Below are 24,794 nucleotides of genomic sequence, written 5' to 3' on the forward strand. Positions count from 1 at the left end.
AAAACCTTATGTCCGATCATAGTACGTATCGTATTTATGTCGTTTTATGGATTACTACAAACTGTTTATTGCCCGGGAAAATACCTCACGTATTGTCAGGCCCCATGGATAAATGGATAGCGTTGGTCAAAGCCAACATGAAACACCCCAAGGTCACGCAAACCGAGTTGGCCGAGCGCTTGGGCATGACCCAGGGCGGCGTCGGCCACTGGCTGGCGAAACGTCGTGTGCCGAGCGTGGCGGACATGAACAGGGTACTGGCGGAGCTGGGCCTGGGGTACCTGGAGGTCTCGTTGCAGATTCGCGAACGGTCCGCCGAGGAACCCGACACCACGAGCCACTACAACCCGTATTTCCGCTACCCGGTCAGCGATTGGAGCGGCCTGTGCGAAACCCGTGAAGAGCGTGCCAGCTATGGCCCGCCGCGTTTCGAGCTGACGGATTACCACGCTCGAGGCGAAGCGTTCTGGCTGCCGGTCACGGGCGATGCAATGACCGCGCCCAGCGGCCTGAGCATCAGCGCGGGGATGATGATCCTGGTGGATCCGGCCATCACCGCCGAACCGGGCAAGCTGGTGGTTGCCCGATGGGCCGACAGCCCACAGGCAACCTTTCGCCAGTTGCTGAAAGAGAGCGGCCAGCTGTACCTGGTACCGCTCAATCCGACCTACCCGAAGCTGCTGCTTACCGACGATTGCCACATCCTCGGCGTGGTGGTGCAGGCCACGGCGAAGTTCTAGCCTGCTGTTTCGAGTTCCACCAGCGCGCAACCTTCGGCAACCATTTCGCCTTCCTGGCAGAACAGTGCCTTGACCACGCCCGCCTGGGGCGCACGAATACTGTGCTCCATCTTCATCGCCTCCAGCACCACTAGTTGCGTGCCGGCTTCCACGGTTTGGCCGACCTCGACCAGCACCCGCACGATGCTGCCGTTCATTGGCGCGGTGAGGCCACCCTGGTGAGACTGGTTGGCCTCGACCGCTGCAATCGGGTCGAACAGGCTGACCGCGTGCATTTCTCCGTCCCAACGCAGGTACAAGGTATCGCCGCTGCGCACCGCCAGATGCGCGCGACGCACACCCTGTTGTTCGACCCACAGCTGTTCGTCACGCAACTGCGGCGTATCTGCCGCCAGCGTCACCAGCCGGTCCTGGCCATTGCAGCTTAAATGCAGGGACACCTCGGCAGGCAGACCGGCGCGAAAGCCACGGGTGTCGGCCCAAGGCCCATCATCCGCCGGCAAGGTCTGTATAAAGGCCGCACCGGCGGCCCGCCAGAACTCATCGCTCAACCCGCCAGGCATTGGCAGCAGTTCATCCTGATAGCGCGGGATAAACCCCGTATCCAATTCCGCCGTCGCAAACGCGGGATGGCCGATGATGCGCCGCAAGAAGCCCAGGTTGGTCTTGAGCCCGCCAACGGCGAACTCATCAAGCATGCTCAGCAAGCGCAGGCGGGCTTGTTCACGGTCTTCGCCCCAGGCAATCAGCTTGCCGAGCATCGGGTCGTAGAAGGGCGACACGCTATCGCCTTGGGCGACGCCACTGTCCACTCGACGCCCTGGGCCTGCTGTCGATTCGCGGTACAGCGCCAGCTGCCCGGTCGCCGGCAGGAAATCATTGGCCGGGTCTTCGGCATACAAGCGCACTTCAATCGCATGGCCGACCAGTGGCACCTGCGCTTGCGTGATGGGCAGCGCTTCGCCCTGGGCGACGCGAATCTGCCAGGCCACCAGGTCGAGGCCGGTAATCGCCTCGGTCACCGGATGCTCCACTTGCAGGCGCGTGTTCATCTCCATGAAGAAAAACTCACCGCGCGCATCCAGCAAGAACTCCACGGTGCCGGCGCCGACATAACCGATGGCCTGGGCCGCGCGCACGGCGGCTTCGCCCATGGCCTTGCGTTGTTCAACGCTAAACCCCGGCGCCGGTGCTTCTTCCACGACCTTTTGATGGCGGCGCTGGATCGAGCAGTCGCGCTCATTGAGGTACAGGCAGTGGCCGTGTCTGTCGGCAAACACCTGGATTTCCACATGGCGCGGCTTGAGCAGGTATTTCTCCACCAACATCTGCCCATTGCCGAATGAGGACAGCGCCTCACGCTGGGCAGAGGCGAGGGCCTCGGCAAGCTGGCTGACCTCCTCGACCACCTTCATGCCCTTGCCGCCGCCGCCCGCCGTGGCCTTGAGCAACACCGGATAACCGATGCGTGCGCAGGCGTCGCGGAATGTTTCCAGATCCTGGGCTTCGCCGTGGTAACCCGGTACCAACGGCACGCCGGCAGTTTCCATCAGCGCCTTGGCCGCAGATTTGCTGCCCATGGCGTCAATGGCCGAGGCGGGCGGGCCGAGGAAGATCAAGCCGGCCGCTTCAATCGCACGGGCGAACCCGGCGTTTTCCGACAAAAAACCATAACCTGGATGAATCGCCTGGGCACCGCTGGCGTGGGCGGCGGCGATCAACTTGTCGATTTGCAGGTAACTCTCGGTGGCCTTGCTGCCGCCCAGATCAACGCGAATATCGGCTTCGCGACTATGGCGTGCGTCGCGGTCCGTGGCGCTGTGCACAGCCACAGTGGTCAGGCCCATGGCCTTGGCGGTACGCATTACCCGGCAGGCAATCTCGCCGCGATTGGCTACCAGCACGGTGGTCAGTGTGCTCATGAGCGCGGCTCCTGGGACTGCCAAATTGGCGCACGTTTTTGCAGGAACGCGCGCAAGCCTTCCTGGCCTTCGGCGCTGACGCGAATTCGGGCGATGGCATTTTCGCAATAGCGGCGCAGCGCCGGCGTGAGGGCGCCGTTACCGACTTCGCGCAGCAAATCCTTGCTGGAACGCATCGCTGCGGGGCTGTTTTGCAACAGGTTGGCGACCCACAACTCGACGTGCAGATCCAACTCGCTGATTGGATAGCTCTCTGCCAGCAAGCCGATCTCCCGCGCCCGCTGGCCGCCGAAACGCTCGGCGGTCAAGGTATAACGCCGTGCGGCGCGTTCGCCGATGGCCTGCACCACGAACGGGCTGATCACCGCCGGGGCCAGACCAATACGCACTTCCGACAGGCAGAACTGCGCATCATCGGCGCCGATCGCCATGTCGCAGCAACTGATCAAGCCCAGCGCGCCACCGTATGCCGCGCCTTGCACCACTGCCAGGGTGGGGATTTTCAGCTTGGCCAGGTTGTACATCAGCTCCGCCAGTTCGCGGGCGTCGTCCAGGTTGGTGTGGTAATCCAGCTCGGCCGATTGCTGCATCCAGGCCAGGTCGGCGCCGGCGCTGAAATGCTTGCCGCGCCCACGCAAGACGAGAAAGCGCAGGGTAGGATCGCCCTGCACCTGGTCGAGGGCGATGATCAGTTCGCGGATCATCTCGGCATTAAACGCGTTGTTCTTGGCTTCACGACTGAGCCACAGCGTGGCAAAACCACGGCTGTCGGTGATCAGTTCGAGGGTGTTGAAATCGCTCATGGGGACAGCTCCATTTACATGCGGAACACGCCGAAGCGGCTCGGCTCGATGGGGGCATTCAACGCGGCAGAGAGGGCCAGGGCCAGCACGTCACGGGTTTGCAGCGGGTCGATGACCCCGTCGTCCCATAGGCGAGCGCTGGAGTAGTAGGGGTGGCCCTGGGTTTCGTATTGGTCGAGGATCGGCTGCTTGATCGCGGCTTCTTCCTCGGCACTGAATCCCACGCCTGCGCGTTCGGCCTGCTCGCGCTTGACCTGCACCAGTACGCCAGCGGCCTGTTCGGCGCCCATCACGCCGATGCGCGCATTCGGCCACATCCACAAGAACCGTGGGTCATAGGCGCGGCCGCACATGCCATAGTTACCGGCACCAAAGCTGCCGCCGATGATCACCGTGAACTTCGGCACCTTGGCGCAGGCCACGGCTGTGACCAGTTTGGCGCCGTGCTTGGCGATGCCGCCGGCTTCGTATTTCTGCCCGACCATGAAGCCGGTGATGTTCTGCAAAAACAGCAGGGGAATGCCGCGCTGGCACGCCAGCTCGATAAAGTGCGCGCCTTTTTGCGCGGCTTCGGCGAACAGGATGCCGTTATTGGCGAGGATCGCAATCGGGTAGCCGTGCAGGTGCGCAAAACCGCACACCAGCGTGGTGCCGAACAGTGCCTTGAACTCATCGAACACTGAGCCATCCACCAGCCGCGCGATCACTTCGCGCACATCGAACGGTTGCTTGGCGTCGGCCGGGATCACGCCGTACAACTCTTCACCGCTGTACAACGGCGCCACGGGTGGGCGTTGTTGCAACTGGCCCTGTTTGCGCCAGTTGAGGTTGGCGACGCTGCGCCGCGCCAATGCCAAAGCGTGTTCATCGCTGTCGGCATAGTGGTCGGCCACACCGGAGATCTTGCAGTGCACATCGGCGCCGCCGAGGTCTTCGGCGCTGACCACTTCGCCGGTGGCAGCTTTTACCAGCGGCGGTCCGGCGAGGAAGATCGTGGCTTGCTGGCGCACCATGATCGCTTCGTCGGCCATGGCCGGTACATAGGCGCCGCCGGCGGTGCAGGAGCCCATCACCACGGCGATTTGCGGGATACCCTGGGCGCTCATGTTGGCCTGGTTGAAGAAGATCCGCCCGAAGTGTTCGCGGTCGGGGAACACTTCGTCCTGGCGCGGCAGGTTGGCGCCACCGGAATCCACCAGGTAGATACACGGCAGGCGGTTCTGTTCGGCGATGGTCTGGGCACGCAGGTGTTTTTTTACCGTAAGCGGGTAGTAGGAGCCGCCTTTCACCGTCGCGTCGTTGGCGACGATCATGCACTCGACGCCCTCCACGCGGCCGATCCCGGCAATCACCCCGGCGGCGGGCACGTCTTCGCCATACACCTGATGGGCGGCGAGCTGGCTCAGTTCGAGGAACGGCGAACCCGGGTCGAGCAGGCGGTTGATGCGTTCACGGGGCAGCAGTTTGCCGCGTGAGGTGTGCCGTTCCTGCGCCTTCGCGCCGCCGCCTTGTTGCACATGGGCGAGTAGGGTGTGCAGGGCATCGACCTGTTGGCGCATCGCTGCGCTGTTGGCGGCAAACTCCGCCGAGCGCGGGTTGAGCTGGGTATGCAAGGTGGCCATGGCGCGCTCCCTCAGCGGGTTTCGTTGAAGAGTTCGCGACCGATCAACATCCGGCGAATCTCACTGGTACCGGCGCCGATTTCATATAGCTTGGCGTCGCGCAGCAGGCGGCCGGCGGGGAATTCATTGATGTAGCCGTTGCCGCCGAGGATCTGGATCGCGTCGAGGGCCATTTGCGTGGCGCGCTCGGCGCTGTAGAGGATCACGCCAGCGGCGTCCTTGCGCGTGGTCTCGCCGCGCTCGCACGCCTGGGCCACCGCGTAGAGGTAGGCACGGCTGGCGTTGAGTTGGGTGTACATGTCGGCGACTTTGCCCTGGATCAGCTGGAATTCGCCGATGCTCTGGCCGAACTGCTTGCGATCGTGGATGTAGGGCACGATCAGGTCCATGCAGGCTTGCATGATCCCGGTGGGGCCGCCGGAAAGTACTACGCGCTCGTAGTCCAGGCCGCTCATCAGCACTTTCACGCCGCCGTTGAGCACGCCGAGTATGTTTTCTTCCGGCACTTCGACGTCATCGAAAAACAGCTCGCAGGTGTTCGAGCCGCGCATGCCCAGCTTGTCGAATTTGCTGCTGCGGCTGAAGCCGTTCCAGTCACGTTCGACGATAAACGCGGTGATGCCGTGGGCGCCCTTTTCCAGGTCGGTCTTGGCGTAGATCACGTAGGTGTTGGCGTCGGGGCCGTTGGTGATCCAGGTCTTGCTGCCGTTGAGCACGTAGTGGTCGCCGCGTTTGTCGGCGCGCAGTTTCATCGAGACCACATCGGAGCCGGCATTCGGCTCGCTCATGGCCAGGGCGCCGACGTGTTCGCCGCTGAGGAGTTGGGGCAGATACTTGAGTTTTTGCGCGTGGTTGCCGTTGCGGTTGATCTGGTTCACACACAGGTTGGAGTGGGCGCCGTAGGACAACGCCACGGAGGCGGAGCCGCGGCTGATCTCTTCCATCGCCACCACATGCGCCAGGTAACCCAGACCCGCGCCGCCGTACTCTTCCGGCACGGTAATGCCGAGCAGGCCCATGTCGCCGAACTTGCGCCACAGGTCGGCGGGGAACAGGTTGTCGCTGTCGATTTGCGCGGCGCGGGGTGCGATTTCCTTGGCTACAAAGGACTGCACCTGATCGCGCAGCATGTCGATGGTTTCGCCGAGGGCGAAGTTCAGGGACGGGTAACTCATGGACAGGCACCTTAATGTGAGCTTTGTTTTTGTGTGGGCTGAACGTCGGGGGAGGGCGCTCACCTTTACGTTAACGTAAGCTTGCGTTACGGCGCTGTCAATCGTAGTTTACGTTTACGTCAACCTACAAAAAAGACAATAGGGGTCGTTATGGAACAACCGAATCAGAGTTACAGCCGTGGCGCTCAGGACAAGACCTTGCTGGCCATGACGATTGGCCAGGCGTTCGATCACACCGTGGCGCAATACCCGGAGGGCGAAGCCCTGGTGGTACGCCATCAACAACGCCGCTACACCTGGCAGCAACTGGCCGAGACCGTTGACCTGCACGCCCGCGCCTTCCTTGCCCTGGGCATGCAGGCGGGTGATCGCTTGGGCATCTGGGCCCCCAACTGCGCCGAGTGGTGCATCAGCCAGATCGCCAGCGCCAAGCTGGGCGTGATCCTGGTCAACATCAACCCGGCCTATCGCAGCAGTGAATTGGACTACGTGCTCAAGCAGTCCGGTTGCCAGTGGCTGGTGTGCGCCGGGGCGTTCAAGACCTCCGATTATCACGCGATGGTGCAGGCGTTGAAGCCTGACCTGCGCGGCCTCATCAGCCTCGACCCCAGCCCGCCGCCGGGCTTCATGCCCTGGTCGCAACTGGCGGCCGTTGGCGCCGGCATTCCACCCGAGCAACTGCACAGCCGCCAGGCCAGCCTGCATTTCGATCAACCCGTCAATATCCAGTACACCTCCGGCACCACCGGTTTTCCCAAGGGCGCCACCCTCAGTCACCACAACATTCTCAATAACGGTTACATGGTCGGCGAAAGCCTGGGCCTGACCGCGCAGGACCGCCTGGTGATCCCGGTGCCGCTGTATCACTGCTTCGGCATGGTGATGGGCAACCTCGGCTGCATCACCCACGGCACTACGATGATCTATCCCAATGATGGCTTCGACCCATTGCTGACCCTCACTGCGGTTGCTGAAGAGCGCGCCACCGGCCTCTACGGCGTGCCCACCATGTTTATCGCCGTACTCGATCACCCGCGCCGGGGCGAGTTCGACCTGGCCAGCCTGCGCACCGGTATCATGGCCGGCGCCACGTGCCCCATCGAAGTGATGCGCCGGGTGATCAGCGAGTTGCACATGGGCGAGGTGCAGATTGCCTACGGCATGACCGAAACCAGCCCGGTGTCGTTGCAAACCGGCGCCAATGACGACCTGGAGCGCCGCGTCGCCACGGTCGGGCGTACCCAGCCGCAGTTGGAAAACAAGATCATCGACGTTGATGGCAACACGGTTGCGCGCGGTGAGATCGGTGAGCTGTGTACCCGTGGCTACAGCGTGATGCTCGGCTACTGGAACAACCCCGAAGGCACCCGCGAAGCCATCGACGACGCCGGCTGGATGCACACCGGCGACCTGGCGAGCATGGACGCCCACGGCTACGTGTGCATTGCCGGGCGTAACAAGGACATGATCATTCGCGGCGGCGAGAACGTTTATCCGCGGGAGTTGGAAGAGTTTTTCTTTACCCACCCGGCGGTGGCGGATGTGCAAGTCATTGGTATTCCGGATGAGCGTTATGGCGAAGAGATCGTGGCCTGGATCAAGTTTCACCCGGGCCATGTGGCCAATGCACTGGAGCTGCAAACCTGGTGCAAGGGGCGAATTGCACACTTCAAGACGCCCCGGCATTTCAGGTTTGTGGAGGAGTTTCCGATGACGGTGACGGGCAAGATCCAGAAATTTCGCATGCGCGAGATTTCGATGGAGGAGCTGCGAGTCCAATCTCAATAACACCATGAGCTTATGTGGGAGCTGGCTTGCCTGCGATAGCATTCTGTCAGTCAATACAGCTGTGCCTGATACACCGCTATCGCAGGCAAGCCAGCTCCCACACAAACAGCTCCCACATTTTGAATAGTGCTGTGTCAGGCAAATTGAGGAATCGCAGAAAGCACAAAGGGGACCCAGAGGTCCCCTTTAATTTGTCGTTGCGTGCTCTTTTTTTATTATTGAGGGGCGGTCTATTGTTGTTTTTGGCAACCGTTACCCTTTACCGCTGTTTTTGGCGACCCCCATCCGGGGTCAAGAGCAAACGTATTTTTTTGAACGCTGATCTGCTTCTTCGCACGCGATCCAACCAGTGGGTAGCTACCTGAGGTAGTTTTATTTTTCTCTACTGGTCGCGGGTTTCGGCATTGCCGTTCCCTGCGAAGCACATCTTCTCCAAAAAAATCTGTTAGCTGCGTCTCTGCCGTGTTGTTTTTGTTATGTCAGAGTCGTTTCGTCTTATTTTTATTAGGTTTGGCGCTTTTTATTCTTGTTATGCCATAGAGATAGCAGAAGCCGTGCCAACTTTTAAAAGTCCTTTGAAATCAATGGTTTGATTTTTGTGTAGGTAATTGCCTACGGCAAATGAGACAAAATATGTTCCCGTGTTACTCGATGTGTAGGCAGGCGGTAACACATTGTCACGGCTATGCTACTCAACCGGCGTTACGTGCCTTGGTCACACGCGAACCTGTCGGCCGACCGAGCACGCGGCTGATTTGTTCGCCCGCGCGGATCAAGGCCTCCAAGTCGACACCGGTCTCGATACCCAGGCCGTTGAGCAGGTACAGCACATCTTCGGTCGCCACGTTACCGCTGGCGCCTTTGGCGTAAGGGCAGCCGCCGAGGCCCGCGATAGAGCTGTCGAACACGTTGATCCCCTCCAACAGGCTGGCGTAGATATTCGCCACGGCCTGGCCGTAGGTGTCGTGGAAGTGCCCTGCGAGCTTGTCCCGTGGCACCTGCGCACCGACCACCTCGAACAGCCGCCGTGTAGCGCCCGCCGTGCCGGTGCCGATGGTGTCGCCCAGGGACACCTCATAGCAGCCCATGGCATACAGCTCCCGCGCCACTGCCGCCACCTGCTCCGGGGCGATCTGGCCTTCGTACGGGCAACCCAGTACACAGGACACATATCCGCGCACACTGATCCCATGCTGTTTGGCCGCCGCCATGATCGGCGCAAAGCGTTCCAGGCTTTCGCTGATGGAACAGTTGATATTGCGCTGGGAAAACGCCTCGGACGCCGCCGCAAACACCGCCACTTCCTTGACCCCGGCGGCCAATGCATCCTCAAAACCGCGCAGGTTCGGCGCCAGTGCGCCATAGGTCACGCCCGGCTTGCGCTGGATCTGCGCAAACACCTCGGCCGACCCAGCCATCTGCGGCACCCATTTGGGCGAGACAAAACTGCCGACTTCGATATAGCTCAAGCCGGCCGCACTGAGTGCATCCACCAACTGGACCTTGTCGGCCACGCTGATGGGCTGGGCTTCATTCTGCAAACCGTCGCGCGGGCCGACTTCCACCAGGCGCACATGGGAGGGGAGGGACATGGCAGCTACCTTCTGATCAATGGCCAACCTGGCTCATGGTGTGGGCCAGGGCCTGGGTGCAGCGCTCTTCGGCGGTGTCCAGTTCGAGTTTCATCTGTTCGATGTCCAGCAGTTGCTGTTCCAACTGCTCACGGCGCTCGGCGATTTTGCTGAGCATGCTGTTGAGCTGGATGTGGTTGCCGCTGGTAGGGTCGTAGAGTTCGATCAACTCGCGGCATTCGGCCAGAGAAAAACCGATGCGTTTGCCGCGCAGGATCAGCTTGAGGCTGACCTTGTCCCGTGCCGAGTAGATGCGCTCCTGGCCCCGGCGTTCCGGGGCCAGCAGGCCTTGTTCTTCGTAGAAGCGAATGGCGCGGGTGGTGATGTCGAGCTCGCGGGCGAGGTCGGAGATGCTGTAGGTGGTGCTCATGGCGGTGCCCGAGAAAATGTCGTGGGCGCTAAGCTAATGTTTGGTTGACGTTAACGTCAAGGGCTGCTGTGCAGCCCATCGGGGGCAAGTCGAACCGTCGCACCGCCCCTCCCACAGGTCAAGCTTGCTTGCCATCCAGTTTCTTCTCATGCGCCGTGACCTGCTGGCACAACTCGATCATCTGCTCACGCATCCAACGGTTCGCCGGGTCCTGGTCGGTGCTTTCGTGCCAGTACAGGTGGGTTTCCACCGGCGGCACGTCGTTGACCGGCAGGTTGAACCAGTGCAGTTCATGGCGGCGGGCAAAGCGTTCGGGCACGGTCATCACCATGTCGGTCTGCTGCAACACTTGCGAGGCCATCAGGTAGTGCTGGGAGCGCAGGGCGATCTTGCGTTGCAGGCCCATCTTGCCCAGCGCCAGGTCCACATGGCCCAAGCCGTTGCGGCGGCTGGAGATATGAATGTGGGTCAGCCCCAGGTAGTCATCCAGCGTCAGTTTGTCCTTGCCCGCCAGCGGATGGCCCTTGCGCATGGCGCACACGTAGCGGTCTTCCATCAGCTTGACGTGGCGCACCTGCGGGTCGGTGTTGAGCGGCGCATCCACGGCAAAGTCCAGGCGCCCGGCGGCCAGTTCCTTGGTGGTTTCACGGCGTTTGGACAGGAAACTCTCGATCACCACCGTCGGCGCCAGGCGGCGCAGGCGCTGGAACAGCGCCGGCAATATCACCGCTTCCGTGAGGTCGGTCATGCTGATGCGGTAGGTCTTGGCCGCCTGCTGTGGGTTGAAGATGCGGCTTTCCTGCACCGACACCCGCAGCAACGACAGCGCATTGCGCACCGGGCCGATGATGTTCTGCGCCATCGGCGTGGGCACCATGCCTTGGGCGGTGCGCACGAACAGCGGGTCGTTGAAGGTTTCGCGCAGGCGCGCCAATGCGTTGGACACCGCCGGCTGGGTGATGCCGACAATCTGCCCGGCGCGGGTCAGGTTGGCTTCGGTGTAGATGGCGTCGAAGACGATAAACAGGTTGAGGTCGACCTTGCTCAGATTCATGTGCATTGCGCTCTTATTGTTAGATGCCGATAGGCCGATCATATATCGGTGATGAATGTTAATACACGCCGAGAATAGGCTAGGTAAATTATCAACGCTGTTCTAGCATCGATTGCATGACCTAAACAACCTCTCAGAGAAGGGAGCTGCTCATGGATTTCGCCTATTCGCCCAAGGTTCAGGAACTGCGTGAACGCGTCACCGCGTTTATGGACACATACGTCTACCCGGCCGAGCCGGTGTTCGAACGCCAGGTCAACGAAGGTGATCGCTGGCAGCCCACCGCGATCATGGAAGAGCTGAAGGCCAAGGCCAAAGCCGAAGGCCTGTGGAACCTGTTCCTGCCGGAATCCGAACTGGGTGCCGGCCTGACCAACCTCGAATACGCGCCATTGGCAGAAATCATGGGCCGCTCGCTGCTGGGCCCGGAGCCGTTCAACTGCTCCGCCCCTGACACCGGCAACATGGAAGTGTTGGTGCGCTACGCCAACGCCGAGCAGAAACAGCGTTGGCTTGAGCCGCTGCTGCGCGGCGAGATCCGCTCCGCGTTCGCCATGACCGAACCGGACGTTGCGTCCTCCGACGCCACCAATATGGCGGCCCGCGCCGAGCGTCAGGGCGACGAATGGGTGATCAACGGCAAGAAATGGTGGACCTCCGGCGCCTGCGACCCGCGCTGCAAGATCCTGATCTTCATGGGCCTGAGCAACCCCGACGCACCGCGCCACCAGCAGCACTCGATGATCCTGGTGCCGGTGGACACCCCTGGGGTAAAAATCGTACGTCCGCTACCGGTATTCGGCTACGACGACGCGCCCCACGGCCATGCCGAAGTGTTCTTCGACAACGTACGTGTACCGTACGAAAACGTCCTGCTCGGCGAAGGCCGCGGCTTCGAAATCGCCCAAGGCCGCCTGGGCCCAGGCCGCATCCACCACTGCATGCGCTCCATCGGCATGGCCGAGCGTGCGCTGGAACTGATGTGCAAACGCGCCGTCAGCCGTACCGCGTTCGGCAAGCCGCTGGCGCGCCTGGGCGGCAATATCGACAAGATCGCCGACTCGCGCATGGAGATCGACATGGCGCGCCTGCTGACCCTGAAAGCGGCGTACATGATGGACACCGTGGGCAACAAAGTGGCGAAAAGCGAAATCGCCCAGATCAAGGTCGTGGCGCCGAACGTGGCGTTGAAGGTGATCGACCGTGCGATCCAGATCCATGGCGGCGCCGGGGTTTCCAATGACTTCCCGCTGGCCTACATGTATGCCATGCAACGCACCCTGCGCCTGGCCGATGGCCCGGATGAAGTGCACCGGGCGGCGATTGGCAAGTTTGAGATTGGCAAGTATGTGCCTCGGGAGTTGATGCGTAGCGGGCAGTAACCCACATGATCGTTCCCACGCTCCGCGTGGGAATGCATCCCTTGACGCTCCGCGTCATGGCTTCAAGAGCGGACGCGGAGCGTCCGGGGCGGCGTTCCCACGCGGAGCGTGGGAACGATCAGTACACCCAAACCTCCACCCGCCGATTCTTGATCCTGCCCTCATCCGCCGTATTCGCCGCCACCGGCATCTGCGCGCCAAACCCGCGAATATCCCTCAGCACCACGCCGCTCTTGACCAACTCCCGCCGCACCGCCATGCCGCGCAATTTCGACAACAACGCCGCCCGCTGCGGGTCATCCTTGGCATCGCCGAAGCCCACCAGCGTAACCTGCCGGTCGAGCTTGTCATGGCCTTTCAGATACGCCACCACCCGTTGCAAATCCTGGCGGGCCTTGTTGTCGAGGCTGGCACTGCCTTCTTCGAAGCGGAAATTGACAGTCAAACGCTGGGCCTCGCGGGCGATGGCCTGGTAATCCTCAGGCATCGACGGGCGCGCCTGCACGCTCATCGCCTGCACCTGCTGCGCGATAAACCCACTGGCCGCGACAATCGCCTGGCCCTTGCTGCTCTGGGTAAAGTCCACCAGGGCCTTGGCCCACGGATTGTGACCGGATGGCGGCAGGTAGAAAAACAACCGCCGCGACAGCGGGTAATCTTCTGTGGCAATCAAGCTGTTCAACGGCAACATCGGTTGCGAGTCACCGTCGACAATCGCCACCGCCTTGGCCTGGCGCACATAGGGCAGGCCGATAAAACCAATACCTTGCGGGTCCTGGCTGACCGCGTCCGACAACTGCTCGCTGGATTCGAAGCGCTTGGCCGTGGGCGCCAGCGGTTTGCCGCGCAGGCGCAGCACCAGTTCCTTGAAGGTGTCGTAGGTGCCGGACTGGTCATCGCGCGCATATACATGAATGTTCCCGCCGACACCGCCCAGGGCTTCCCAGGTGCTGATCTCGCCATTGAAGATCTGCGCCAGTTGCTCGGTGTTCAGGGTGGTCAACGGGTTTTGCGGGTTGAGGATGATGGCCAGGCCGTCGATGGCGATCACTTGTTCGGCCTCGGGGCTTTTCAAGTCGCCGAGGGGTTCGAGGTCTACCAGTTCGCTGTCTTTGATCGGGCGGGAGGACGCAGCCAGGTCGGCAGAGGATTTTTTCAGCGCCGTAAAGCCGGTGCTGGAACCGTGGGCTGCGACTTCGATGGTGACGATCTTGCCCTGGCGCGTCTTGCCGACCACGCGCTGCTCGTTGGCGCCTTGTGCCGGTTCACTGTGCACCGCCTGCAAACCTTGATGCTCCAGCAGCCCCTTGACCAACGCCGGCCCGAGCGCCGCGCCAATGGTGTTGGAACCCTGGAGGCGCAAGGCGGGGCCTTGATCGGGAACGGGCAGGGAGGCAGCAACGGCGGACAGGGGAAACAGGACCAGCAGGAACAGAACGCGCAGCCTCATGCCGGCACCTTCTCAAGCCAAAGGGAGTGCCGCGAGAATAAGTCAGTAAGGTTGCGTAAATATGACAGGTGTTCACAGAGCAAAATGTGGGAGCGGGCTTGCTCGCGAAAGCGGAGTGTCAGGCAATTAATTTTTGACTGACCCACCGCATTCGCGAGCAAGCCCGCTCCCACACAAGCCCGCTCCCACATTTAGAATGAGTACAGCCAGAGGTCAGCTCAGCTCAAGCCAGATCGGCGCATGGTCCGACGGCTTTTCCAACCCACGCAATTCATAATCCACCCCCGCATCCTTGACCCGTGGCAGCAAGCCATTGGACGCCAGGATCACGTCGATCCGCAGCCCACGCTTGGGCTCATCCTCAAAACCACGGCTGCGGTAGTCAAACCAGCTGAAACGGTCGGCCACGTCCGGGTTCAGGTGGCGGAAGCTGTCCACCAGGCCCCAGTTCTTCAAACGTGCCATCCACTCGCGCTCTTCCGGCAGGAAGCTGCACTTGCCGGTTTTCAGCCAACGCTTGGCGTTGTCGGGGCCGATGCCGATGTCGATGTCTTCCGGGGAGATGTTGATGTCGCCCATCACCACCAGCGGCTGGTCATTGTTGAACTGGCTTTCCAACAGCTGTTGCAGGTCTTCGTAGAAGCGTTTCTTCGCCGGGAACTTGGTCGGATGGTCGCGGCTTTCACCTTGTGGGAAATAGCCATTCATGATGGTGATCGGGTTGCCGTTTTCGTCGGCGAACGTGCCCCAGATAAACCGGCGCTGGGCGTCTTCTTCATCGCTGGCGAACCCTTTGTGCAGGCTCAACGCCGGTTGGCGCGAGAGCAGGGCGACGCCGTAGTGGCCTTTTTGGCCGTGGTAGTACACGTGATAGCCAAGAGCCTGCACTTCGGCCAGGGGGAACTGGTCGTCGTGGACCTTGGTTTCTTGCAGGCCGATCACATCCGGTTGGTGCTTCTCGATCAGTGCCGCCAGCTGATGAGGGCGCGCGCGCAGCCCGTTGATATTGAAGGAGACGATTTTCATGGTCGGCAGTCCAGTCCTGGCAAAAGGGCGATGCTAGCCGACAAGTCGGACGGGGGCCAGCGTGGCGGTAGGGCAGTTGCACTGCTAATGTCTGGGAACGACTGGAGTCGCGTAGGTTCGTACCCATAAGAACGCCATCCTTTTCAGTGGCGCCCAGGGAGATCAACTGTATGCCGGACACGTCCACTGCCCCCGCCGAAATCCGCCTGCTCAACAGCGGCTATTCCCGCGAGGCCCGCTCCCTGTTGTACCAGGCCTATCGCCATGAGCCGACGTTCGCCTACATCTTCGAGGCCGAACGCCCAGGTTACGAACAGCGCGTGCGCGCCACCGTGCGTGAACTGGTCAAGCAGCATTTCTTCCAGAAACTTCCCGCCATTGGCCTGTTCGTCAACGATCGCTTGATCGGCATCGCCCTGATTGCGCCACCGCAACGTCGCCTGGGGATTACCGAGAGCTGGGCCTGGCAACTGCGCATGTGGTTGAGCACCGGCGTGCGCGGTACCCGGCGTTATCTGGACTACCATCACGCGGTGCTGGCGTGCCTGCCCGGCGAGGCGGTGCACATGCTGCCGCTGCTGGGCATTCACCCGCAGTTCCAGGGCAAACATTACGGTGAGCAACTGCTGGAGGCGGTGCACAACTGGTGTGCCGAAGACCCGCACTCGTCTGGCGTGGTGTTGGACACGGGGAATTCTCGCTATCTGGAATTCTATAAACGCCAGGGCTATGAGGAGATTGGTGAAGTCGCTGTAGGACCGATCCTGGAGCATGTGTTTTTTCACGCCAATCCACAGCGGTTACATGCTGCAACGCCTTGATCCAGAATTATTCAGATAAATCCGGGTTCAAAGAATCTCCCCGGCTCGTGTAGCATCCCCGCCTATGAAGTTTCCAGGAAGATGTACCAGCGGCTTGATTCTGCTGTTCACAAGCTGCAGCGCCTTGGCGCAAAGCGAACTGGACGTGCGCATCAAACCCTCAAACGACGCGTTGAAAGCCAACATCGAAGGCTATATCGGCGGGGTGGGCGATCGTGATGAAGAAGCGTTGCTGCGGTTCAGCCGTGGCGCCGAGGAGCAGGCGCGTAAAGCGGCCCAGGCTCTGGGTTTCTATCAGCCACAGATCGAGAGTGACGTGAAGGGCGGCAAGAACCCGCGCCTGATCCTCACCATCGACCCCGGCGAGCCGGTGCATTTGCGCAACGTGACCATTCGGGTGGACGGCCAGGCCGCCAACCTCAAGGCGTTTCGCGTGCCCACCAGCGACGACCTCAAATCCGGCGCCGTGCTCAACCACGGCCATTACGAAGACGCCAAGCGTCTGATCCAGAACCAGGCCTCACGCTACGGTTTCTTCAGCGGGCGCTTTACCAGCCAGAAACTGGCAGTGGACCCGCAGGCAGGCGTGGCCGATATCGAACTGATCTACGACAGCGGCCCGCGCTACACCTTGGGCCAGGTCAACTTCAAGGGCGACACGCCGTTTGATGACGAACTGCTGCAACGCATGGTGCCGTTCAAAAGTGGCGCCCCCTACGACTCCGAACTGATCGCCGAACTCAACCAGAACCTGCAAGCCAGCGGCTTTTTCGAAGGCGTGCGCGTGGACGCCGCACCCGCCGCCTCAACCAATGATGTGATCCCGGTGGCCGTGCAACTGGAAACCCGCAAGCCGCGCACCATGGGCCTGGGCCTGGGCTACTCGACCGACGTCGGCCCGCGCGGCAAGGCCAACTGGACCCGGCACTGGGTCAACCCCCAGGGCCACAGCTATGGCTGGGAGGCCGAACTGTCGGCGCCGCGCCAGAACGTCGGCCTGTGGTACGACATCCCGCTCGACCCACCGCTCACCGACAAACTGCGCTTCGCCGGTGGTTACCAGAACGAAGAACTGGCCAACACCGACACCCTGAGTAAATTGCTCACCCTCGGCCCCGAATGGCACAGCAAGTTGCCCAGCGGCTGGACCCGGGTAATCTCGCTCAAATACCAGCGCGAAGAATATCGCCTGGGCAATGACTCCGGCCTCAGCAACCTGGTGATGCCGGGCATCAGCTATTCCTACCTGCGCAGCGACAACCGCATCGACCCGCATAACGGCTACCGCCTGCAATTTGATTCCAAGGTGGCCAAAGAGGGCCTGGGCTCCGACACCAACCTGCTTTATGGCACGGCCATGATCAAAGGCCTGACCACCTTGTGGGACAACCATCGCTTCCTCGCCCGTGCGCAGGTGGGCGGCAGTGCCACCAATGGCTACAAATCGGTGCCGCCGTCGCTGCGCTTCTTTGCCGGTGGCGACCAGAGCGTGCGCGGCTACGAGTACCAGACCCTGTCGCCCGAGAACGACCGGGGCGACCGCATTGGTGGTCGCTACATGGTGGCCGTCAGCGCCGAGTATCAATATTCCATCGCCGAGAAATGGCGAATCGCAACCTTTATCGACCAAGGCAACTCCTTTAACAGCCTGGAACTGCCCAGCCTGAAAACCGGCGTGGGCGTGGGTATTCGCTGGGTCTCGCCGGTGGGGCCGATCCGCCTCGACCTGGCGCATGCCCTCGAAGATCCGGGCGGCGTTCGATTGCACTTTTCCATGGGGCCTGAGTTGTGATGCGTGGTGTGAAAATAGCGGGGCTGGCCGTGGTGGCAATCCTCGCCGTGCTGTTGCTGGCACTGTGGGCGGTACTCGGCACCCAGGCGGGCAGCCGCTGGGCCTTGGGCCGTGTGCCGGGCTTGAGCGTGGAGAATTTCCAAGGCCATTTGGGGGGACGCTGGAGTGCAGATCACCTGCTGTGGCAACAGGACAGCAGCCGCGTCGAGCTCAAGGCGCCGACATTGGATTGGTCGCCCGCGTGCCTGTTGCGCATGACCTTGTGTGTCAACCAACTGGACGTGGAGCAGGTCAGCCTGCAATTTCCACCCTCCACCGAGGAGAGCAGCGGGCCGATCCAATTGCCCGAGTTGAAACTGCCCGTGGCGATCCAGTTGGGCGACGTTCGCGTCGGCAGCCTGCTGTTCAACGGCAGCGAAGAACTCAAGGGCCTGCAACTGGCTGCGCACTGGACTGCCGCTGGCATGCAGATCGATTCAGTGCACCTGCAACGCGACGATCTGGTCCTGGACCTGGCGGGCCTGCTGCAACCCACTGGCGACTGGCCGCTGAGCGCCACCGGTAACCTGAGCCTGCCTTACGCACCCGGCGGCGCGCCGTGGACTGTCGCGCTGAAAGTCGACGGCGACCTGCTCAAGACCCTCAAGCTCGACGCCGACAGCAGCGGCTACCTGCCCGCCAAGCTCAAAGGCGAGCTGCAACCCCTGGCGGACAACCTCCCGGCCCAGGTGCACATCACCGCCGATGGCTTCAAAGCCAGCGCCGACTTGCCTGACACGCTGCAACTCAATCAACTGGACCTCACAGCCAAAGGCGACCTGAAAAGCGGTTACCAACTGCTGGGCAAGGCCGTACTCCCTGCGGAAAACGGCCCGGTGGATTTGCTGCTGCAAGGCCGGGTCGACGCCAAGGGCGCGCAGATCGCCGGCCTGGACCTGACGGCCGGCGACAAGCAAAGCCTCAAGCTCAGCGCCCAACTGGATTGGCAGCAAGGTTTCAGCGCCGATGCCAAGATCGATTGGCTGGATTTTCCCTGGCACCGTCTGTATCCGCTGATCGACGAGCCGCAAGTCACGCTGCGTACTTTCAATGGTGAGATTTCGTACAAAGACGGCAACTACCTGGGCAACCTCAAGGCCGACCTCGACGGCCCGGCCGGCAAGTTCAACGTGGTCACGCCGTTCAGCGGCGATCTCAAGCAAATCTTCCTGCCCGAGCTGAAGCTCACCGCCGGTCAAGGCAAGGCTGAGGGCCACTTGAATGTGCAGTTCGCCGATGGCATCGCCTGGGACACCGCACTCGACCTGTCGGCGCTGAACCCGGCGTACTGGGTCGCGGAACTGCCCGGTACCCTCGCCGGGCCGCTGCGCAGCAAGGGCGAGTTGAAGAACGAGCAGCTCAAGCTGAACGCCGACCTCGACCTCAAGGGCCGCCTGCGCGGGCAAACCGCCGTGCTTGCGGCCAAGGCCGAAGGTGCCGGTGAGCAGTGGACCTTGGCCAACCTGGACATCCGCCTGGGCGACAACCGCATCAACGGCAGTGGCAGCCTGCAACAACGCCTGGCCGGGCAGATCGACATCAAGCTCGCGCGCCTGGCCCAGTTGTGGCCGCAGTTGCGCGGGCAAATCAACGGGCGCCTCGACGTCGCCGGCAGCCTCAAGGCGCCGCAAGGCAAGCTCGGCCTCAAGGGCCAGCAACTGGCGTTTGCCGACAATCGTCTGCAAAGCCTGAACCTCGACGCCACGTTGGACAGCGCCCAGCGCGCGAAGATCGACCTCAAGGGCAGCGGCATTCAAGCCGGCGAGACCCAGGTCGGCACCCTGACCGCCAGCGCCGCAGGCGACATCAAGAACCAGAAGGTCCAACTGGACCTGGCCGGCCCGCTGGTCAAGCTGGCCCTGGCGTTGGACGGCAATCTCGACAAAGGCAACTGGCGCGGGCGCCTCGCCAGTGGCGATGTGCAAGCCGGTGGCCAGGACTGGAAGCTGCAAGCCCCGGCGAAAATCGACTACATGGCCGACGGCAAGCTGACGTTCTCCGCGCACTGCTGGGTGTCCGGCCCGGCCAGCCTGTGTGGCGAAGACCAGCGCCTGATGCCTGAGCCGAAGCTGCGTTACCACCTCAAGCAATTCCCCATCGACAGCCTGGCGGCGTTTTTGCCCAAGGACTTCGCGTGGCAAGGCAAGCTCAACGCCGACCTGCAATTGGACCTGCCCGACAGCGGCCCCAAGGGCGTGGTTGCGGTGGACGCCAGCGGCGGCACCTTGCGCGTCAAGGACAAGGACCAGTGGCTGGACTTCCCCTACGACACCCTGAAGCTGGAAACCACCCTCAACCCAAAACGCATTGACACCCAGCTGAACTTCCGTGGCGGCAAACTCGGCGAACTGATGGTGCAGGCGCAGATCAACCCGCTGCCGAAGAACAAACCGATCACCGGCAATTTCAGCCTGGTCGGCCTCGATCTCGCCGTGGCGCGGCCGTTTGTGCCGATGGTGGAAACCCTCAGCGGCAAGCTCAACGGCAACGGGCGCATCAGTGGTGGCCTGTTGGCGCCGCTGGTCAACGGCAACATCAACCTGGTGGGCGGCGAGGTCTCCGGGCCTGAACTGCCCATCAGCCTGGAAGGCCTCAACGTGCAGGCGCTGATTGCCGGCGAGAGCGTGCAGCTCAATGGCGCCTGGCGCAGCGGCAAGGCCGGGCAGGGCAGTCTCAAGGGGCAGATCGACTGGGGCCGCGCCCTGGCGGTGGACCTCAGCCTGCAGGGCGCGCAACTGCCGGTGACGGTGGAACCCTATGCCGTGCTGGAAGTGGCGCCCGACCTGAAGATCAGCCTCAAGGACGACAAACTGGCCATCGCCGGCAAGGTGCACATCCCGCGTGGCGATATCACCGTGCGTGAGCTGCCGCCGTCTACGGTCAAGGTCTCCGACGACACCGTGATCATCGGCAGCCAGACCGAAGAGGGTAAGCCGGCGATGGCCATGGCAATGGACATCGACGTGGTGGTGGGCGAAGACAAGCTCAACTTCTCGGGCTTTGGCCTCACCGCCAAGGTGCAGGGCCATGTGCATATCGGCGACAACCTCGACACCCGTGGCGAGCTGTGGCTCAACGACGGCCGCTACCGCGCCTACGGCCAGAAGCTCGACGTGCGCCGCGCGCGCCTGTTGTTCGCCGGCCCCCTGGACCAGCCGTACCTGGACATCGAAGCGATCCGCAAGACCGACGACATCATCGCCGGTATCCGCTTGAGCGGCAGCGCCGAGCAACCCACCACACAAATCTTCTCCGAACCGGCCATGAGCCAGGAGCAGGCGTTGTCCTACCTGGTGCTGGGGCGTCCGCTGACCACAACCGGCGAAGACAACAATATGCTTGCCCAAGCCGCACTGGGCCTGGGCTTGATCGGCAGCGCCGGGGTCACCTCGGACCTGGCGAAGAACCTCGGTATCCAGGACTTTGAGCTCGACACCCAAGGCAGCGGGACCAACACGGCGGTGGTGGCCAGCGGCAAGATTACCGAGAAGCTCAGCCTGCGTTACGGGGTGGGGGTGTTTGAACCGGCGAGCACGATTGCGCTGCGGTATTTGTTGAGCAAGAAGGTGTATCTGGAAGTGGCGAGTGGCGTGGCCAGTTCGCTGGATATCTTCTACAAACGCGACTTCTGAGCCTTATGCAGTAAAAAATGTGGGAGCTGGTTAGCCAGCTCCCACAGTTGATCGTTCCCACGCTCTGCGTGGGAATGCCGCCGGTGACGCTCTGCGTCAAGCCTTCAAGAGCGGACGCAGAGCGTCTAGGGATGTATTCCCACGCAGAGCGTGGGAACGATCAAACTGTGGTGGCTTCAGGGTTGCGGGGCGCACCTCAAGTCCACCCGCTCATAGTTCAGCGCCTTGTTGCGTTCCCCCAGCGCATAGCTCGCCCGGCACTGCTCCTCCCCCCACTTGATCACCAGCGTGCCCGTATCCTGCTCAACCAAGGCCAGCGCCTTGCCGTTGGGATCGGAAATCGCCATCTGCTTGCCCGCACTGTCTTCCAGCGAAGCACCAAACGGGATCGGCTGCTGCTGTGCATCGAACAGCGCGAACTGCACACGTCGCCCGGTCTTGCTGACATACCGCGCCAACACCACGGCACCGCGGCGTGGCACCACTTGTTGGGTGGCGTTGTCGATCTCGATATCGGCGCCCAGGTCGCGGGTGTCGAGGCTGATCCAGTTGACCCGATAGGGTTGCGCATTGGGCACTACCGCATAGCCATTGCTGCCGGTCTTGGCCCCGGAAAAACTGCCGATCTTCACCCCGCTCACGCCTTCGACTTGCGCCAGCGCAAAGGTTTCGCCCACGGTTTGCCCCAGGTTGATCCCGCCGCCGTGACCCACCACCGAGCCGGCCACATTAAGGCTCTGTGAGTTGTACCCACGGCCCTGGCTGTAACTGGCGCTGATATCTGCCACCGTGGTGCGGGTGCTGAGGTTGGCCGAACCGGTGCTGCCACCGGTGCTGCTGTTACCCCCTTGCAGCGAGTAGTAAGTGTCGCTGTTTTCGGTCAGGTAGCCGTTGACGCCCACTTGGGTGGTGTCGTTGTTTTTCTGCGTGCTGGAGGAGACAAACGCCCTCGGCGCGCGCGGGGTCGAACCGAGTGGAAACGACAGTGACAGGTTGACCAGGGTGTCATTGTTCGACGGCCCGGCGTTGCCCACATCCTTGGTGTAGGTGGCGCCAATGTTGTAACTCACCTGTCCCCAGTAGTTGCTGTAGCCCGCCGACAGACTTTGCGAGCCGCCACGGCTCCAGTAGCGCTGGTCGCTGGCATTCACATAGACGCTGCCCAATTGCTGGTTGCGGCCCAGGCTCTGGTTGACGGTGAGGTCAGTGCGGGTTTTCGAGTTGCCGGTGCGCCGTTGGCCGTCGCTGCTCAGCTCCTCGACGTGTTCGGTGAGGGTGCGATAGCCCTCGGTGGAGTAGCGGTAGGCGGCGAGGGTGAAGCTGGTGTCGGTGCCGGTAAACGTCTTGGCATACAAGGCGCGCAGGCTGTTACCCGTGACGGCCTGGCCGAAGGTGCGGCTGGCGGAGTGGGTCATGTCCAGCGACACGGCGCCGATCGGCGTGTTGCGCCCGACACCCACGGACATCGCCTGGAAGTCCTGGCTGGCCTGCACGCCGACGATGCCGGACAAGTTGCTGCTGATGCCGTAGGCCAGGGTGCTGCTGACAAACTGTGGCGACTGTTGCCCGTCGCTGTTGCTGTTGTATTGGCCCGCCGACAGGCTGTATTTGAGTTGGCCTTCGCGCACCATGATCGGCAGGCTGGAAAACGCCTGCACCGTGACCCGGCGGCTGCCATCGGCTTCGATCACGGTGATTTCAAGGTCGCCGTTGGAGCCGCTGGGGTAGATGTCGCTGATCTCGAACGGGCCCGGCGGCACGTTGGCGGTGTAGAGGATGTAGTTGTTCTGGCGGATCTCCACGGTGGCGCTGGTTTGCGCGATACCGCGGATGATCGGCGCATAGCCGCGCTCGCTGTCGGCGCGCATGCCGTCGTCGGAGCCCAGCTTGACTCCGCGATAGCGCACGCTGTCGAACAGGTCGGCGTCGGAGAAAATATCCCCGGCGCTGAACTGGCCCTTCAACGCGGTCACATCGTGTTGCACGTAGGTGCGGTTGCTCTTGAACGTGCTCGGGCGGTCGGTGCTGCTGTTGAAGTTCGACTCGTTGCGCAAGCGCCAGCCGCCCAGGTTGATACCGTTACGCAGGCCGAGGTTGTTGGACAGGGTGTTTTGCCCCTCGGTGCTGTTGCGGTTGCTGCTCAACTGGTAGTTGATAAACGCCGCCGACACGCCGGCATCCCACAGCGCTGGGTCCACGTAGCCACGGCGGCCGCGCTCCATGGCGATCTGCGGCACACTCACCAACAGGCGCAGGCGCGGCACGTCGTAGCGCATGCTGGCGCCGGGGATCAACGTGGGCAGGTCGAGGCAGGCGTCAGGGTCGCTGCCTTCGAGCTTGCCGCTGGCCTGTAGCTTGGCGATATCGACACCCAGTTGTTGCACCATGTCCAGGGTCAGACAGGCCTCGATCCTGCCGTTGCCGGGGTTGCGGCGGAAGTCGATATCGCGACGGCCCACCAGGGTTTCGTTGCCATACAAGTCCACCCGGTAGTTACCGGGTAATACGTTGCTACTGGCCAGCAACGATTGCAGATCGACCGAGGAGCCCGCGCCTTGCAGAAAGGAGGTGTTGAACTGTTCATCGCCTTCGGCCTGGCACGCGGTGCTGAAACCCAGGGCAACCAGCAGCGGCGACCATCCATTGCGCTTGATTAAAAACATGCAGGAACCCTATATCACCTCCGATACGAACTAACGGAGCGAAGAGAAATACAGTGAAAGTGCGTTTGCCAGACTGGCAGACGGGTTATGGCGATTCTTTATTCAACGTGGCGCGGCTGTCGGCGCTGCTTGAAAGTTGTGCGGTATAGCGGTCTTGTGCGCCATAGTCATTAATGCTGCTGAACAACAATATTGGCGAACTGTTCCGGCTTAGTTGTTTGAGGGGGAACTCTTTTTGTTCGCCGGGCGCGATCATCATCGAATCAAAAGGGTGTTCTTTGACGCCGCCGGCTTGCAGAGTGATTTCGGCAATTGACACGTGGTACAGGCCCGGGTTGGTCACCACCAGCACCGGCTTGCCGGCACGCTCGGCCAGGCTCCACATCAGCTCGGTCGGTGCCAGGTAGGCCTCGTTCTTCATGCCCGCAGGGCGGAAGAACACTTTGATGCGCTGGCGCACGGCAAGCTGCAAGGTGTTCTGCACTTTCGATGCCTGGGGGATTTCCTGCACGTTGAGCCACACCACCGATTCACGGTCGGCGGGCATGCCTGCGCCTTCGTAGATGACCCGCAACAGTTGTTGCTCCAGGCCGTTGACCCGCGCCAGGGGCGGGGTGACGGCAAACGGTGCGTTCGGGGTGTTGTCGGTATCGACCCATGACTGGATCAGCACCGCTTCGCCGTTGTTACGCACGGTGATACCGGCTTCCTTGTGGCTACCGTCGAAGATCAGGCGTGTGCTGCTCAATGAAATGCCCGCTGTGGCCTGGCTGGCCGCGAGCAGGCCCAACAGGCCCATGCAGAGGGACAGGGAGTGACGTTTAAACATGATGACTACCGCGCTGTTTGATGAAAGTGCAGGGCCGCAGGGCCCTGCACTGCGC

The 24,794-nt window shown here is 62.0% G+C and carries 17 protein-coding genes; 6 read left to right on the plus strand and 11 right to left on the minus strand.

Features of this window, described 5'->3' with window-relative positions; genetic code table 11:
* Nucleotides 1-104 precede the first annotated feature (104 nt).
* Nucleotides 105-740 carry a LexA family protein gene (locus tag ACZRMO_RS18855; protein ID WP_463973824.1) on the plus strand — a complete coding sequence of 212 codons (636 nt, stop codon included), beginning with the start codon at nucleotides 105-107 and terminating at the stop codon, nucleotides 738-740.
* On the opposite strand, the gene ACZRMO_RS18860 is transcribed toward ACZRMO_RS18855, so the two are convergent.
* From ACZRMO_RS18860 to ACZRMO_RS18875, 4 genes are read right to left on the minus strand one after another with little or no spacing between them, the layout of a single operon-like run.
* On the minus strand, nucleotides 737-2,662 hold the full coding sequence (locus ACZRMO_RS18860) for an acetyl/propionyl/methylcrotonyl-CoA carboxylase subunit alpha (protein WP_463973825.1): 1,926 nt from the start codon (nucleotides 2,660-2,662) through the stop codon (nucleotides 737-739). The two genes, ACZRMO_RS18855 and ACZRMO_RS18860, sit on opposite strands and share 4 nt — an antisense overlap.
* Complete coding sequence (locus tag ACZRMO_RS18865; RefSeq protein ID WP_463973826.1) at nucleotides 2,659-3,465, minus strand: gamma-carboxygeranoyl-CoA hydratase; 807 nt, start codon at nucleotides 3,463-3,465, stop codon at nucleotides 2,659-2,661. The genes ACZRMO_RS18860 and ACZRMO_RS18865 overlap by 4 nt, the downstream gene beginning before the upstream one ends.
* A gap of 14 nt (nucleotides 3,466-3,479) precedes the next feature.
* The gene (locus ACZRMO_RS18870) at nucleotides 3,480-5,087 is read right to left on the minus strand and encodes a carboxyl transferase domain-containing protein (protein ID WP_463973827.1); all 1,608 of its coding nucleotides are present in this window, start codon (nucleotides 5,085-5,087) and stop codon (nucleotides 3,480-3,482) included.
* 11 nt (nucleotides 5,088-5,098) lie between these two features.
* Nucleotides 5,099-6,262, minus strand: coding sequence for an isovaleryl-CoA dehydrogenase (locus tag ACZRMO_RS18875; RefSeq protein ID WP_463973828.1), 1,164 nt, complete (start codon nucleotides 6,260-6,262; stop codon nucleotides 5,099-5,101).
* Nucleotides 6,263-6,412: 150 nt separating this feature from the next.
* On the opposite strand from ACZRMO_RS18875, the gene ACZRMO_RS18880 reads away from it, so the two are divergent.
* Nucleotides 6,413-8,050, plus strand: a complete 1,638-nt coding sequence (locus tag ACZRMO_RS18880) for an AMP-binding protein (protein ID WP_463973829.1) — start codon at nucleotides 6,413-6,415, stop codon at nucleotides 8,048-8,050.
* Between the two features lie 692 nt (nucleotides 8,051-8,742).
* On the opposite strand, the gene ACZRMO_RS18885 is transcribed toward ACZRMO_RS18880, so the two are convergent.
* From ACZRMO_RS18885 to ACZRMO_RS18895, 3 genes are all read right to left on the minus strand, one after another.
* Nucleotides 8,743-9,642 carry a hydroxymethylglutaryl-CoA lyase gene (locus ACZRMO_RS18885; RefSeq protein ID WP_463973830.1) on the minus strand — a complete coding sequence of 300 codons (900 nt, stop codon included), beginning with the start codon at nucleotides 9,640-9,642 and terminating at the stop codon, nucleotides 8,743-8,745.
* A gap of 16 nt (nucleotides 9,643-9,658) precedes the next feature.
* On the minus strand, nucleotides 9,659-10,051 hold the full coding sequence (locus ACZRMO_RS18890; RefSeq protein WP_017737716.1) for a MerR family transcriptional regulator: 393 nt from the start codon (nucleotides 10,049-10,051) through the stop codon (nucleotides 9,659-9,661).
* A gap of 118 nt (nucleotides 10,052-10,169) precedes the next feature.
* On the minus strand, nucleotides 10,170-11,105 hold the full coding sequence (locus ACZRMO_RS18895; RefSeq protein ID WP_017737717.1) for a LysR family transcriptional regulator: 936 nt from the start codon (nucleotides 11,103-11,105) through the stop codon (nucleotides 10,170-10,172).
* A 152-nt stretch (nucleotides 11,106-11,257) separates the two neighbouring features.
* On the opposite strand from ACZRMO_RS18895, the gene ACZRMO_RS18900 reads away from it, so the two are divergent.
* Entirely contained in the window at nucleotides 11,258-12,487 is a 1,230-nt protein-coding gene (locus tag ACZRMO_RS18900; protein ID WP_017737718.1) for an acyl-CoA dehydrogenase, read from the plus strand.
* Nucleotides 12,488-12,605: 118 nt separating this feature from the next.
* Here the strand turns inward: ACZRMO_RS18900 and ACZRMO_RS18905 are convergent, their stop codons facing one another.
* Together ACZRMO_RS18905 and xthA are read right to left on the minus strand one after the other, a co-directional pair.
* Complete coding sequence (locus ACZRMO_RS18905; protein ID WP_463973831.1) at nucleotides 12,606-13,937, minus strand: substrate-binding domain-containing protein; 1,332 nt, start codon at nucleotides 13,935-13,937, stop codon at nucleotides 12,606-12,608.
* 213 nt (nucleotides 13,938-14,150) lie between these two features.
* Nucleotides 14,151-14,963, minus strand: a complete 813-nt coding sequence (xthA, locus tag ACZRMO_RS18910; protein ID WP_463973832.1) for an exodeoxyribonuclease III — start codon at nucleotides 14,961-14,963, stop codon at nucleotides 14,151-14,153.
* A 170-nt stretch (nucleotides 14,964-15,133) separates the two neighbouring features.
* On the opposite strand from xthA, the gene ACZRMO_RS18915 reads away from it, so the two are divergent.
* The 3 genes from ACZRMO_RS18915 to ACZRMO_RS18925 all read left to right on the plus strand — a co-directional run bounded on the left by ACZRMO_RS18915 (nucleotide 15,134) and on the right by ACZRMO_RS18925 (nucleotide 21,247).
* Nucleotides 15,134-15,784 carry a GNAT family N-acetyltransferase gene (locus tag ACZRMO_RS18915; protein WP_124528933.1) on the plus strand — a complete coding sequence of 217 codons (651 nt, stop codon included), beginning with the start codon at nucleotides 15,134-15,136 and terminating at the stop codon, nucleotides 15,782-15,784.
* A 64-nt stretch (nucleotides 15,785-15,848) separates the two neighbouring features.
* Entirely contained in the window at nucleotides 15,849-17,576 is a 1,728-nt protein-coding gene (locus tag ACZRMO_RS18920) for an autotransporter assembly complex protein TamA (RefSeq protein ID WP_463973833.1), read from the plus strand.
* Complete coding sequence (locus tag ACZRMO_RS18925; RefSeq protein ID WP_463973834.1) at nucleotides 17,576-21,247, plus strand: translocation/assembly module TamB domain-containing protein; 3,672 nt, start codon at nucleotides 17,576-17,578, stop codon at nucleotides 21,245-21,247. Before ACZRMO_RS18920 ends, ACZRMO_RS18925 begins: the two co-directional genes overlap by 1 nt.
* 176 nt (nucleotides 21,248-21,423) lie before the next feature.
* Here ACZRMO_RS18925 and ACZRMO_RS18930 read toward each other — a convergent pair whose 3' ends face one another.
* Complete coding sequence (locus tag ACZRMO_RS18930; RefSeq protein WP_463973835.1) at nucleotides 21,424-23,910, minus strand: fimbria/pilus outer membrane usher protein; 2,487 nt, start codon at nucleotides 23,908-23,910, stop codon at nucleotides 21,424-21,426.
* A gap of 85 nt (nucleotides 23,911-23,995) precedes the next feature.
* On the minus strand, nucleotides 23,996-24,739 hold the full coding sequence (locus ACZRMO_RS18935; RefSeq protein ID WP_463973836.1) for a fimbrial biogenesis chaperone: 744 nt from the start codon (nucleotides 24,737-24,739) through the stop codon (nucleotides 23,996-23,998).
* Nucleotides 24,740-24,794 lie beyond the last annotated feature (55 nt).

This window comes from Pseudomonas sp. B611 (assembly GCF_055407965.1).